Annotated in this window: 16 protein-coding genes; 8 read left to right on the plus strand and 8 right to left on the minus strand. The window is 37.9% G+C overall.

Features of this window, described 5'->3' with window-relative positions; all coding sequences use genetic code 11:
• The 3 genes from NWE91_01870 to NWE91_01880 form a co-directional block, all read left to right on the plus strand.
• Positions 1-1,274: PAS domain S-box protein (locus tag NWE91_01870; GenBank protein ID MCW3985143.1), on the plus strand; the 1,274-nt coding region annotated here is incomplete at its 5' end.
• Between the two features lie 436 nt (positions 1,275-1,710).
• On the plus strand, positions 1,711-2,223 hold the full coding sequence (locus NWE91_01875) for a restriction endonuclease (GenBank protein MCW3985144.1): 513 nt from the start codon (positions 1,711-1,713) through the stop codon (positions 2,221-2,223).
• A 40-nt stretch (positions 2,224-2,263) separates the two neighbouring features.
• The gene (locus NWE91_01880) at positions 2,264-2,746 is read left to right on the plus strand and encodes a hypothetical protein (protein MCW3985145.1); all 483 of its coding nucleotides are present in this window, start codon (positions 2,264-2,266) and stop codon (positions 2,744-2,746) included.
• Between the two features lie 84 nt (positions 2,747-2,830).
• Here the strand turns inward: NWE91_01880 and NWE91_01885 are convergent, their stop codons facing one another.
• Complete coding sequence (locus NWE91_01885; GenBank protein MCW3985146.1) at positions 2,831-3,241, minus strand: NUDIX hydrolase; 411 nt, start codon at positions 3,239-3,241, stop codon at positions 2,831-2,833.
• A 201-nt stretch (positions 3,242-3,442) separates the two neighbouring features.
• Between NWE91_01885 and NWE91_01890 the strand changes: the two genes are divergently transcribed.
• Genes NWE91_01890 through NWE91_01905 form a run of 4 tightly spaced genes read left to right on the plus strand, consistent with a single transcriptional unit; the run spans position 3,443 to position 7,125 of the window.
• On the plus strand, positions 3,443-4,621 hold the full coding sequence (locus NWE91_01890) for a hypothetical protein (GenBank protein ID MCW3985147.1): 1,179 nt from the start codon (positions 3,443-3,445) through the stop codon (positions 4,619-4,621).
• A complete protein-coding gene (locus tag NWE91_01895; GenBank protein ID MCW3985148.1) occupies positions 4,618-5,568 on the plus strand; it encodes a radical SAM protein in 951 nt (316 codons plus the stop codon). The genes NWE91_01890 and NWE91_01895 overlap by 4 nt, the downstream gene beginning before the upstream one ends.
• A gap of 35 nt (positions 5,569-5,603) precedes the next feature.
• A complete protein-coding gene (locus NWE91_01900; protein MCW3985149.1) occupies positions 5,604-6,593 on the plus strand; it encodes a hypothetical protein in 990 nt (329 codons plus the stop codon).
• Between the two features lie 4 nt (positions 6,594-6,597).
• Positions 6,598-7,125, plus strand: a complete 528-nt coding sequence (locus tag NWE91_01905; protein ID MCW3985150.1) for a dCMP deaminase family protein — start codon at positions 6,598-6,600, stop codon at positions 7,123-7,125.
• Positions 7,126-7,313: 188 nt separating this feature from the next.
• On the opposite strand, the gene NWE91_01910 is transcribed toward NWE91_01905, so the two are convergent.
• The 5 genes from NWE91_01910 to NWE91_01930 form a co-directional block, all read right to left on the minus strand.
• The gene (locus tag NWE91_01910) at positions 7,314-7,523 is read right to left on the minus strand and encodes a hypothetical protein (GenBank protein MCW3985151.1); all 210 of its coding nucleotides are present in this window, start codon (positions 7,521-7,523) and stop codon (positions 7,314-7,316) included.
• A 46-nt stretch (positions 7,524-7,569) separates the two neighbouring features.
• Positions 7,570-8,016: a hypothetical protein gene (locus tag NWE91_01915; GenBank protein ID MCW3985152.1), complete on the minus strand. Its 447-nt coding sequence runs from the start codon at positions 8,014-8,016 to the stop codon at positions 7,570-7,572.
• A complete protein-coding gene (locus NWE91_01920; protein ID MCW3985153.1) occupies positions 8,013-8,195 on the minus strand; it encodes a hypothetical protein in 183 nt (60 codons plus the stop codon). The genes NWE91_01915 and NWE91_01920 overlap by 4 nt, the downstream gene beginning before the upstream one ends.
• Positions 8,196-8,543: 348 nt before the next feature.
• Positions 8,544-8,837: a hypothetical protein gene (locus NWE91_01925; GenBank protein MCW3985154.1), complete on the minus strand. Its 294-nt coding sequence runs from the start codon at positions 8,835-8,837 to the stop codon at positions 8,544-8,546.
• 94 nt (positions 8,838-8,931) lie between these two features.
• Positions 8,932-10,077 (minus strand): hypothetical protein, encoded by a 1,146-nt coding sequence (locus NWE91_01930; GenBank protein MCW3985155.1) that lies wholly within the window; start codon positions 10,075-10,077, stop codon positions 8,932-8,934.
• 103 nt (positions 10,078-10,180) lie between these two features.
• On the opposite strand from NWE91_01930, the gene NWE91_01935 reads away from it, so the two are divergent.
• A complete protein-coding gene (locus tag NWE91_01935; protein MCW3985156.1) occupies positions 10,181-11,038 on the plus strand; it encodes a hypothetical protein in 858 nt (285 codons plus the stop codon).
• A 20-nt stretch (positions 11,039-11,058) separates the two neighbouring features.
• On the opposite strand, the gene NWE91_01940 is transcribed toward NWE91_01935, so the two are convergent.
• Together NWE91_01940 and NWE91_01945 are read right to left on the minus strand one after the other, a co-directional pair.
• Positions 11,059-11,706 (minus strand): type IV secretory system conjugative DNA transfer family protein, encoded by a 648-nt coding sequence (locus tag NWE91_01940; GenBank protein MCW3985157.1) that lies wholly within the window; start codon positions 11,704-11,706, stop codon positions 11,059-11,061.
• Positions 11,707-12,251: 545 nt separating this feature from the next.
• Positions 12,252-13,523, minus strand: a complete 1,272-nt coding sequence (locus tag NWE91_01945) for an McrC family protein (protein ID MCW3985158.1) — start codon at positions 13,521-13,523, stop codon at positions 12,252-12,254.
• Position 13,524: the final 1 nt, after the last annotated feature.

Genomic DNA, 13,524 nt, shown 5'->3' on the forward strand with positions numbered 1-13,524 from the left:
ACGATTATGTGCCGAAAGAGCAGCACGATGTAATGAGGGAGTCTCTGAGAAAAGTTTTCAAAACGGGAAAACCAGATAGCTTCGAGGTTTCCTCAAACATCCCAAAAATTGGCACCATATGGTTCAGTGCAAAAGTGGTTCCCATCAAACATGATAAAGAGGTTCCCAGTGTTGTAATAATTACTACAGACATCACCGAACGCAAGAAAGCACAGGTGGCACTGCACAAATCAGAGGAAAGATATAGAAACATATTTGAACTGGCTCCAGACGCCGTAGCAATTATGAACATGAAGGGGGTGGTTACATCAGTTAACCCCACCTTCTTAAGATTGACAGGCTTCTCAATGGAGGAAATAATCGGCAAACATTTCACAAGGTTAGGAACCCTGCGAGCGAGGGACATTCCAAAATACATAAAAATGATAGGCTCCATTCTCAGAGGAAAAATATCATCACCAATTGAATTTAGCTATCAACGTAAGGACGGAACTCAGCGTTGGGGTGAAGCCCATCTCAGTATGCTGGAAGAGAAGGGCAAGAAGGTAGGTCTCCAAGCAATCCTGAGAGACATCACTGAACGCAAGAAGACGCGGGAGAAGTTGAAGGTGCTTAACGAGAAGTTAGGTGTTGTTGGCAAGTTGACCAGGCATGATGCACGAAATAAGCTTTCCGCGGTTACAATGAACGTCTTCTTAGCTAAGCAGAAGCTGGCTGAAAGCCATGAAGCCCTGAAACACTTGGACGAAATTGGATTAGCTGTTAAACAGGTGGAAGTAATCTTCAATTTCGCAAGTATTTACGAGAAGTTGGGTGCCGAAGAATTAGTTTACATTGACGTGGGGAAAGCTTTTGATGAGGCAGTTTCGCTGTTTTCAGACCTGAACGGCGTAGAAGTAACGAATGATTGTCGTGGCTTGACCGTTCTGGCAGACTCGCTGCTTAGGCAGCTTGTTTACAATCTGGTCGATAACTCGTTGAAGCATGGAGAAAAGGTCAGCCGAATCAGAGTGTACTATGAACAGGCGGGAAAGGATAAGCTGAAGCTGGTTTATGAGGATGACGGCATAGGCATATCTAAGGCTGAAAAAGAGAAGATTTTCAAGGAAGGCTACGGAAAAGGCTCAGGCTACGGGTTGTATTTGATAAGGAAAATGTGTGAAGTGTACGGCTGGACCATTCGAGAAACAGGCAAGCATGGCAAGGGAGCCCAATTCACCGTAACCATGCCAAAAACGGGTAATAGTGGGAAAGAGAAGTATAGAATTCATTAATGCCCATGCGTCTCGAGTGAATCTGCAAAAATGGGGAGTTGCGGGAGATGTCTCCACTATGGTGGTAGTCCAAACTAGACTATAGCCGCAATTCGAAGCCTACTACAAGTTTATTTACTTCTCTTAAACATTTGAAAATGTAAAATTTAATCATACAACACCCCAACTTTTTTCAAATTCACCATGCATATACCTGACATAATTTTAATATAAAAACATACACACACGTACACATATATGTTTATTCATATTTGTTTTACAATGTCATAGCCTGAGTCATCGCGACATAGAAGAGTCTACGTTCTTCCTCTTTTTGCACGCGCTACATTTTAGCCTAATCTATTTTGCAAACCTAAAAGCGTTTGAATGATCTGAGCTAGCACATCAATTGCTATGCAAGTTATAAATAAAGGGAATTATCTCAAACATAATTAGCGTGAGAAAATTGTTGCGACTACGAAGATTTTCCTATCGTTTTGCTGAGCAAGTTCTTAACAGTAAGTTAACGCTCAAACAGGAGATCGAGAGCATACTCACTGATCCAAGTATTGATATTAGTTCGTTGTCAAGACCTCGCTTCAATGAGGTTCTTAAGGAAAGATTTGTCAATAAAGGATGGGAAAGCCAACCATCCGTTTTTGATGAGCCAAAAGACCCTTCTGCTAAAATGGATTTCATGAAAGAGAGAATAGGCATCGAAGTTGGCTTTGGGCACGCTTCATTCATTGGAATAGATCTGCTCAAGTTTCAGGTCGCTTCGTACTCTGGCCTAAACAAAATTGACATTGGCGTATATATTGTAACAACTCGGAGCTTCCAGAAAAAAATGACTCAAGAATATGGAAAGAATTGGGCAGGGTCTCTAAGCTTCGAAAAAGTTGCCAGATACCTTCCTCACTTTAAAAGCGCAATTCAACTGCCGATTTACGTGATTGGGGTGGACTTGTAATCACGTGCATATAAATAAATGAAAGGGTAGATGGATTGAAATGTCTTCGGCATCAAAACGGGCACAGAAAGCTTGGGAAAATAATCCAAGAATCGGTAGTCAAGCAATGCTTTCGGGAGAATTTGGTGAAAGCTTCATTGCATATTTGTTGTCGAAGGAAGATGTAGATGTTGTTAGAGCGAGTACTGTCGGGATTGATCTATTTGCCATCGATTCTCTTGGGAAAATTTTCCCAAAGAGAGAAATCGTTGGAATTTCCGTAAAGGCGCGTATATCGAAACAACATAAAAATTTCAAGCCCACCATACCTATTGGTTCAAAGAAAGTCTTAGCGGCTGAAAAAACATGGGGCATTGCAGCTTGGATTGGCATAGTTGTTGGAAGCAAGGATAAAACTCTTGCTGCATTTGTCTTTCCTTTTAAAGATCTACCAGCGCTACGTGGGAAAGCTGTAAGAGAAGATGTAGTGGCAGTTTCTGAGTTGTACAAGGACACAACTAAAAAGGTTAAAAGATTGTTCTAAATTCGTGCAATGCAGATAAACGCCCACGGTTTGTAAACTTTCAAGGTACACGTAACAAACCTAATCGTGTGCAGACCATTGTCTCTAGATAGTTTCTGGGTGATATGCCTTAACCAATTCTCGCAAGAAATCGATCATATCAACATTAGCAATATCATCGTAATCCAACCATTGATACATATCATGCTCTAAAGGATTAAGCCTAATCTCACCGTCTTTGTATTTGCTAAGATAGATTGCTTGAAAGGTCTGACGAATAGGTAATTGGTCTCGGTTTGCGTAAATATAGATCACGCGTTCAACTTGAATTGTCAAGTTGGTCTCTTCACCCACCTCTCGATAAATAGCCTCTTCTAACGTTTCGCCTTGTTTCACAATTCCTCCAGGAATATCCCATTTGAGTGGCATGTAGGTGCTTAATTTTGAACGCTTAGTGACTAAATACTTATTATTCCGTTCAATTAGGGTGTGCCCAGCTACATAGAAGTCTGTCAATACATTTCTCTCCATACATTTTTGTGTATGGCGTTTTTGGAGCATTGTCATGCATCCAGAGAAATATTGCGATATCAAAGCAATAAAGACTTTGGCTGATTCAACATCCTTTATATGTTAAAATTTTGGCTTGAATTTTTATTCCCAAAAATATTTGTTTATGTTTAGAGATAGATTATAACTATCGAGGACTCACATGCGATGAACAATTATAAGATTCTGAGTTCTGAGTATGGCTCTTTCCGCAATAGTATAGTGAAGCTTTTTAAAAAGAGAGTCCTCAAAAAACCGTCAGTTTTATTGGATCCGATGGCGGGCACGGCACCATTAATTCCATTTATTGAGATGGAGGGACATACTGCTTATCTCAATGATATTCTACCCTTACATTATTTCATCAATAAAGCAAAAACATACCGAGTTTTCATGGATTACCAAAAAAAAGGCTATGATTGGTATTTTGAACAGTTACTCGAGTGTATGGCTCTTTTAGAAGGTAAAGTGCTGGTCATGTCCGATAATTGGATAGATGACAGTATTCTCAATGGACTGGTTGAAGCATGGCACGCAACGGAAGAATATGATGATGAATCGGCAATCCTTTTGAAGGCCATAATTATATTGTGTGTACGCCCTTTCTCTTCAGTTACGAAGTCAAACAATCCCACTTGGCTAAAATTCGGTGGTATATCATCAGATAAGGATTTAGGGGATATAATCAAAGATAGCTTGACTAAGTTCGATGGATACTATCGTTATTATTACCTATCACATCGCATAAAGAAAAAGGGTGAATGTATATTCACTCACCTAAACGCCACTGAATTGCAGCTGCCACAGAAAGTAGAAATTATTCTGACTTCACCACCGTATTGTAACAGACTAGACCCTATAGTTCAGTATGGACCTGAAAACTACTTTCTCTCTGCTCTTGGACATCGTTCTCCTGATGAGAGTCTGGTCACCACTACAAAGGTTAGAAATTATGACAGACTTGAAGCGGATTTCGAATACCTCACAGCTAATTCCGAATTTGCAAATCGCTTATTGAACAAAATAAAAAAATCTAAGGCTGATGACCGAAGTTACTATCTTAAATATTATACTCGCTATTTTGCCAAGCTTTTTGAGGTTGTAATCAAAGTGCTAGACAACTTGTCTCCAAGCGGTAAAATGTATATAGTTACTCAAGACAACATCCACAGAGGTAACCTTATAGAAATCGATACAATTCTTAGAGAATTGCTTAAACAAAGGGGGTGGCGCTCTAGATTGATCAAAACATGGAATAGACATCATCTAGGTTTGAGGAATGTTTCTCGGAAACATGCGTTTGTTAAACCAAGGCATTTTGAGAAACTTGTGGTGCTATACCAATGACTTACATTGAGCGAGAAGAACCATGGGGAAAACTCAGATATGACTTATTGAAGCATAAATTCTCTTGTATTCAAACAAATGGAAAAAACGTCGTTCCTTACTCACAGAAGCCGGTTGTTCTAAATGTTGATTTAACTATGAAGTGTAATATGAATTGTATGTATTGTGTTACCAAGGACTTTAAACAGGCAGAAGATTTGGTAATATCAAAAAAACTTGTTGACTGGATTAATGAATCGCCTTTCATGGCAGTGGTTATTACTGGAGGTGAACCGCTTCTTCCCGAGTATGAAAAACAGCTAATAACGCTTCTCCAAAAAATTGAAAACAAAGGTCTGATTATTGATACAAATGGAACTATTCTTCCTAGCGATTCAGTGATGGAAGCGATTCATGAATCTCATGTTTTAGTTCGTATTTCTTGTGATGCTGCTCGTTCAGGTGATGAAATACATTATCGTCATTTAAAGCCATATTCACAACGGAATATGAAAGAAAATCTGGAGTATTACAATAAAAAAATCGATATGATGGAACACATGCGTTCAGAAGGCGTTAATGTTGCGATACAAAGTGTGGCTATTAATCAGAATCGCATATCACTCGAGAATATGCCTTCCTTATTAAAAAAATATTCTATTAACCATTGGTATATACAGAGATTCATTCCTTCATATAAAGCAATTGGAAGGAAACTTGGATTTAGCAATGTTGGATATGACCAACTTATTGAAGATTTGACAGAAAGGTGTAATAAAATGAATATTGAATTCGTGACAAAAAAAGACCGGAGACATAATTGTGTTGTTCTATTGGTTGGAGACGGGATTCTTTATACACAAGGTGAAAAACCAGGTCAAAAGCTTACAATAGGTACAATACATTCTAAAACCAGATATTTTGATTATATAAGTTCCGCGGATCATGCGGAAAGGTATTATATTTAAGTTATCTATTCACAATTCATTGCAGGTTAGAAAAAATGAAATCGCATGAAAATTGGTCGATAAAGAAATGGAGCGAAATGTTCTCAGAGTTGTATTCCCAAGCAGATTCCAAAAGAACACCAGAGCAGATGTGGATTGCAGTAATGGCTCACACTAGCTTCATAGGAGAGAATATCCGGAAGATTGCTTTTGAAAGTTTGTTAAATTCTGCTGCACATACATTCTGCTGGTTATGCAGCTTTGTAAATAAATGTAATAAATTTCAGGATGACATTTTTTCGATTGATGAAAACCTTAGTGAGATTGTTTCCCTAAAATACCCGAGGGTGTGTGGTCACTGCGGAGCTAGCACCTGCTCATGCGATCCAGAAAAAATGGATAAGGAAGAAAATAAATCCGCTCTTTACAAAGACCTTTTTAACCGCCGAAAAGAAATTTTGGCATCAGTTAAAAATTATTCAATCAAAACTTGGAAGGGAATATTCCGGCGTATTTATAGTGGAAGGATTCATATTCAAACACTTGAAAGTATTGGCTTTCATTTCTTGGAGGAAGTGGGAGAAGCAGCTTTTTGTATTAGGAAACTTGGTCAATTAAGAAAGGTTACTGAATACCCCAAAACAGAGATCGATTTGGATTTCTTGAATGAGCTATCGACCGTTAAAGGAATCGTCGAAAAATACGATGATTTAGAGAAGTTGATAAGAAAACTTGATTATTCTTCCACTGAAGCAAACATGGTCAAAGCAAGAGTAGTGGAAGCTAAAATGGGTTTGATTGTTGAAATTGGCGATTCATTCTCCTGGTTCTGTGCAATTCTGAATAAATTAAATTCCATATCAAAAGCAATATTTGACAAACCCGAGGAGCACCAAGAATTTCCAAAATTGGATCAAGTTCTGACTAACGAATATTTTGACACTGATAATAATCCTAGATGCCCTCATTGCAAAAGTAAACCTTGTGAGTGTACTTTCTATATTGACACTGATAAAAGTCGATCAGCAAACGCAAAAAGGAAGTAGTCTAATGAACTCAATTTCAAGACCTTCTCTACATGAGCATTTCTTCAACAGAGCCAAAGTTGTCGCCCAACGAAGTACATGTTTGAGAAGAAAAGTAGGTGCAATTATTGTTAATGAAAATGGTGTGCAGCTTAGCTCTGGTTATTCTGGAGCCCCAAGAAACTTAAAACATTGTGCTGCTATTGGAAAGTGTCTTAGAATTGAACTAGGAATTCCATCTGGACAGAGATATGAATTATGTAGGAGTGTACATGCAGAACAGAACGCTATAATAAACGCAGCGAGAATCGGGACCGCAATTTTAGGTGGAGAATTATACATTTCAAGCCAAAAGATGAACGAATATACTAACGGAAATGAAAAGAATAAAATTTACGGCCCGTGTATCATATGTAAGAAAGAAATAATCAACGCTGGCTTAAAAAAAGTACATATGAGAGAGATCGGAGTTGGGGATAAAACATATAATCTTGAAGATATCAAAAAATTGTTGGCGAAAGAGGAAGAAGAATGGAGAAAAAATGTTGAGTAATATACCCGCGCTCACTCTAATGAAATTTTCAAATGACTTTTTCGAAAATTCCGGGCGCGGAATTTATTGTGAAATGATTTCTTGGACAAGACTAGAGTAATAGACAGAGTTAAGTCCCAATTTTCTGCCTCTAACCGAGTTTTCTGGGTCCAGTTGTTGTTTACATCCAAGTCTTCTAACACACAATTCTACTTTTTCAAGTTGATTACGATTTTTGGCTTTAGCATCAAAGTGTGTGCCTTAGGATTCCATTTAATCTCAAGTCTACCTGCAAAAAACAAATCCGTTAGTATCATGTTACATTCTTCTTCGTCAAACTCCTCATAACCATTCACTTTGCACCCAAGGTTTTCAATAAAATCAGAAAAGAATTGCCTTATTACAGCTTCTTTAGTCATACATTTCACCTCTCAATTCACATTTTTCAATTCAATTATCAAGAAATCAACCATATTGCTCAACGTAGTTTTCCCAGTATTCTGCTAGGTTTCTAAGCCTGCTGGCAAATGTTTTACTCATGGAAATTGGGCTGTATCTGTATGGCTTTGCGGTCAGGCCGCTTTTCCACATCATCTTGAACACTTTGGCAATAGTATCTTTGCTGACTATTTTCACTCTTTCATCTTTACCAGTGCCTTTAGGACCTTTAGGGTTAGTGATTTTGGTGTGTGTTAATCTTGTTTCAGTTTGTATGAATGGGATAACGTCCCGCAGCAAGTAAGCACTTTTGTGATGTGACAAGTATTCTAGTATGTTCAACGCGATTCTTTGATGTAGCTCATTGTTTGGAAAAACTACTCTCAGAAAAGAATTGAGGTCAACAAATATGCGATTCGTGTTTTTTCTATCAATTAATGGTCTGACGTAGTGATGAACCTTTCTGCTTTTCAACTTTCATACACCTCCCTATCTTTAACGTAAACAATGTCCACACCTGCACCAACGAAAACTATGTGAATATTTCTTGATACGTAACAAACGCAGTTTTCACTCGTTTCGTTAACATCAATATCGAATTCACCGCATTTTCCATTTTCAAAATATTTGCAATTCACACACTTTTTAGTCAATTGTAAAAATCCTCCTCATGAAGGCGCGAATAGTGTAATAGTTATGTATGATTGAATGATGATGTGTGGGTGTGTACTGTCAAAAAATGACAAAATAAACATATCCAATATGCATGTACAAAAATCAAAGCTAATTGTTGTCTAACATTACCATGAACAAACTCAACGCTGTCATCCATTTGAACATCATACAATCACTAACGCAATCTACTGTAATCCCAATACAGAAAGCCCTCAACTCATGATTTCATGCATTTAATTCCCTGATGTTCACAATTACAGGTGTCTCTGAGATCTAAATAGTGAGTGTCGTCTCATTGGACATATTTAGTGAATTCAGCTAGAAGGCTAAGTGAATTCGAGTTTGTCGTTGTCTTTTTTGAGAAAAACAACAGTTTCATCATCCATTATTAGCACAAACCCAGCATCTTGCAGCTCATTAATGTATTTTCTAGTAGTTTCTGGGTCCCAACTTACATATCTATTACCTATCTTCTGGTAGGAGAAATGTCCGCAGACTTCGCAGATTTCGCATTTTTCGCGTTGTTTTATAAACATGAGTACTTTGTGCATCCTAGCTCCTCTCCCTTCCTGCCAGGGCTCAAAACCTCTTCGAACTCTGTCATCTTCTTTTCTAGGCATTAAACAACCTCCTTTACACTTGTATAAATCTTAAATATCCAAAAAAGGGGGAAAATATGTGGAACAATTTGCGAGGCGAGCAATTTTAATCAGGCTAGAACTCCTCACAAATCGGTAGGACGTATTTTTTCAATGCTTCAAGAACTCGTCTGCATTTGTTGCTTTCCAGTATGGCTTTTTTTCCTAATTCAACCAATTTGTTCTCTACGTCGTCCACATTGACTATGGCAGAACGCTGATATTCTTCGTATCCTGCTTCTTCAATCTCTTCATAAACCGCGTCGAGTCCATAGGACTCAACGAAAGGGACGATTGCTTTGAGAGCCTCAAATTCGAGTGGGAGCGCACCTTTGACAGTTATCGACCTGCTCAATCTCCGCTTTGGGCATATGATCTCCATTCGCTCTTTCAAGTATTGCCAAAACTTTTCTATCTTGACAGACGCCAACACCGCTTCAATTTCGACGCCATACATCGCAAGACGTTTTATGAACTCGGCTGAATAGTTGTCTGTTTCCCAGAGATAGGCCAAATCCGATTCCCTTGGTGTTGCTTGTTGTTCAAGCTCCTGTTTTAATAGACCCAATTCTCGAATCATCTGACTGTCAACGCCTAAACATGGCAGTTTGCCAGTCTTCTCCCACCATACTAGCCCCGCCGCGTCAAAATCCGTCAGAACAAACACGTTGGCCTTATTTTCTTTACTTCGAAGATATTTTACCAAGGATTTGACATAATCTTGTGCAAATCCACAGTTGGTGATTATGGCGACACCTAACGGTTCTGCGTAGGGTTGCAGTAGTTCCACAATTCCTTCTTTTCTGCATAATATAACATCTGTTCCTTTCTTCGCCAAGTCAACAAAGTCCCAGTATTTTATTGGCTCATCAGAACCTCTGAAGAGAAATTGAGCTGGCCCATTGTTGATTATTCCTAGAGTTTCACGCCAGCCAATTCCGCGCCCAGGCCCGATGCAATGGAGTGCCTTTATTTCTTTGGGAAGAATTTCCTTGAAAGATTGGTACAAGCTCCTAATGTTCTTGCCGATTGGGCTAATGTCCATTGCTCTGCAGAATTCATGGAAAAGGATTCTGGAGGTCGTCATTTCCCCAGGTTGAAGAATGTCGAACTTTGTGTAAATTGTGAAACGTCTTTTGAGCTCTTTTCGTAAAAACTGTCGCATTTTGCCATTAAGCTCAGGTTGAATCTTTTCGATGGGATTAACAACTGAGTGTTGCATATTTCAAACTCCTTTTTAGTCCACATTTTCTTTTTATTGTATGATATGTGCCGCGTAACACATATATATATAATGTACTTATACTATCAACAGGATGTATACTATGCCATTAACATATGAGCCACTTATTGAGGATATGGAATTTCAAAAATCACACACAAAACATCTCGGAGTTCCTGAGTGGAGAGTTTTGCTGGCTTTAGCACACGGTGGTCCTAGAAATATGTATCAAATCGCCAAGACCTACAACTTCAAGTACCCAGTGGTTCATCGTGCTACCAAAAATCTCCACGAAATTAGATGGATAAAAATCGTGAGAAGAAGACTTTCCTCAAAGAACGTTTTTGCGACAATCTATAGTTTGAAAAGTGAAGGGTTGTTGTGGCTCCTGAGTAGAATACCTAGAACACTTCATCCATCACTTGTGGATTTTTCAGAGCCTGACTCGCTAGGTCTAAGAAAGAGAATTGATGAACAGAAGACCTGCGTACTAGCTAATTTGGCAACCCAGGATGATGTGTATTTGCATCTCCTTTTTAACTTTGACTTGGATAAAATTGCGAAGAGTAACAGTGGACTTTTTCCCCTTGTCTTCGGAAACTGGGATTTGTTCAAAGAGATTGGCGTGACACAATGTCTAGGTTGTGAATTTCCTAAAGCGGCCTTTTCCACATTGGTAGAGTACTATTACGATTACGGGGGCCTCAAGAGCAAGCTTGGCACAATCGAGATGCTTTTCACTTACAAGCTATTCTATGCCTTTCTTGAAATCTTTGCTGAAGGGTATGTAGATTCCCCAGCAGAGTTCAGAGAAGAAAGTGTCCAGAAAGTGGCAACAGCATTCAAAAGCACTCCACAGCTTAGGAAATTGTATGAGCAAATTTGCAGCGACATCGAGAACAAGCTTAGTCAAAGTCAGATCTTTATTAGACGTGTTAGAGCGAGCATGAATCATCATTAGCACGCACCGAAGCTCACATATCACTTAGGAACTTGTCTAAGAACTCTGCCTATGTTTTTGAATAAGTCAGCGTCTTGAGACACTACAAGGAACTTCCGCGTGTGCTTGCGAGCTTCTGCCATGAAACTCCTCACAAAAGGGCTTTCTTGGAACCGATGAGCTTCTTCAAGGATGATTATCCAATCTTTAAGCGATTTCTGAAACATTATCAGATGACGAAAGATACTATCCACCTCTGATTTGCTCACATCAACATTTACGGATGGTAATAGTCGGTATTTTCCATTGTTATTTTTGAAACTGAGCCCAAAGAAATCACCAAGATTGAGCGTTTTTAGGTGACAATTACAGTATTCAGCATGGACATCTACAACGAAAACAGCGAAGTCTTTTGATAGTTTTGGGATTAACATCTTTTGTAAGAAATAGGTTTTTCCTGAACCTGGCAAACCAGTGAGAATTATCGGAATGGAGTCAGCCATGACTGTTTCATAGGATACTGCAGGATACTCTTTTAGTTCTTTAGATAAGATAAGGCTGATTACACTATCATAGGTTGGAAGGTTGAAGACACTTTTCAACACGCGTAATTTTTCTCGATTTCGAACTGTAACGCGGACCATAGTAACCTTACGCTTGATTGATGTATACATATTGTCAACATTCATAAATGACAACCAGTTAATCCAACATCACAATATTGAAATTTATCACAGCTTAAAACATAAATACCCAATTTTTTGACAACGAGCACTTACCTTGCTTAAATAAAATAACCTTTAAATGAACTTGAATGAACATCATATGAGCTTTATCTGTCAAGAGCTCTTTACAATAATGTTATTCAATGCAACCAAATATATAAATGTTTGGATAATAGTTATTAATATAATCATCAAATTGAATCAATCCAACAAAACAATGATTTCATAATGTGACACCACATGTTTACTTGATTATATCAATCATCAATGTCATTATTTTGTATGTATCATATGTGAAATTTCCTTAGAAAACATGGTTACCATTAATATAATGCGCACGCATTTTCTGATGATAGATAATTGTGAAATCGCTTTAGAAGTCTTAGCTTCAATCGAAACTTTGAACAAAATGTTTGTAAGCGAGAATGTTTGACTTCTATCGTTATGGAAGGATTCGTTTGAAAAAATTTCACACGAAATTGGCTAAATTATCATGGATCATCTTCAACTCATCTTTCTGCGGTAGTTGAATCGGTTAGAAATTTATCCTCAATATAGCCTAGGAGTGTTTGTTCCTCTGCCCGAATGTCTTTATTGGCCAGATTAAAGTGATAGGTGAAAATTCTGACGCCTGATATCTGCCCAATATATTCCTCTCCAGATAAAACAGATGTCTTTGGACATATTAGAACCCCGACATTTGATCTATACGAAAGACAATAAGTGATAATCTGGTTTAGGTCTTCTCGTCTTGGTTGATCCTTATACTTGGCATCAATGATTAGTGGAAATATTTTCTCTTTCTTTATCACGATATCTGGGGTTGTGGTATACATCTGATTATCAGAAAAGAGTTTTTTCATTCCCTCTGCTTTGTTCCCATTAAGAACTTTTACATTTTTTCTTTGAATTCCCTCTTTCAAAACTCTGAAAAGATACTTTTCGAAGACATCAGACATCTTAATGATAAGAGAAGGGAGATAGATGTCTTGCTCAAAACGTTGTACATCTATTGACGATTGATTTATTATAAGAAGAGAAATTCTCAAAATTGCATTGTAATAGCTCCTTATAAAAGGAACCTGACTTGTCTCAAGTATATCTTTGACATCAACAAGGAATTTTTTATCTCTATCTAGTTTCACTTGCTCGAAAAATCGATAAAAGTAAATCGCTTTTCTAACAAGATTTCTTGGTTTATAGTTTAGATCACGAAAATGGTTTAAAATAGTCCATAATGCGTATTTTATAGCTCTGTTTTCAGGAATATCTTTGTCCAGTAAGAAGAACGAATGAGCTATTATGTGATCTTGATGTCTCATAACGTTTCTCATTGTTTCTTTGAACAGGATCTTCCCTTTCAGAAGACCATCATTATGAAACATTGTTTCATATTTCCGATATACCCCGAACTTGTCGATATTTTGAAGATCTTGGAGGAAGCTTCTTATGATGAAGTCGAAAATGCCGGCAGAAGAATATAGTAGCTCACCATACATCCTTTCATAATCAATATCTATGACTCTTTCACCTGATTTATGAATAAGATGCATTAGATTACTCAAAGGTACTTTTGGGTGAACGTTTATAGCAACTTCATCATTTAGAGGGATAAGCCCAATATATTCCCCTGCGGTTAACACCAAACTACTTCTTCTAAATAATATGTTGAAATATCCCTTTTGCTGAACATCTGTATAAATATTAAACTTACCATCTTTCATAACATGTTCAATCGGTATATCTGTTGGACTCCATTCAATGGCATCAAATATCTGCAAT

The sequence above is a fragment of the Candidatus Bathyarchaeota archaeon genome (genome assembly GCA_026014805.1).
GTDB lineage: Archaea > Thermoproteota > Bathyarchaeia > Bathyarchaeales > SOJC01 > JAGLZW01.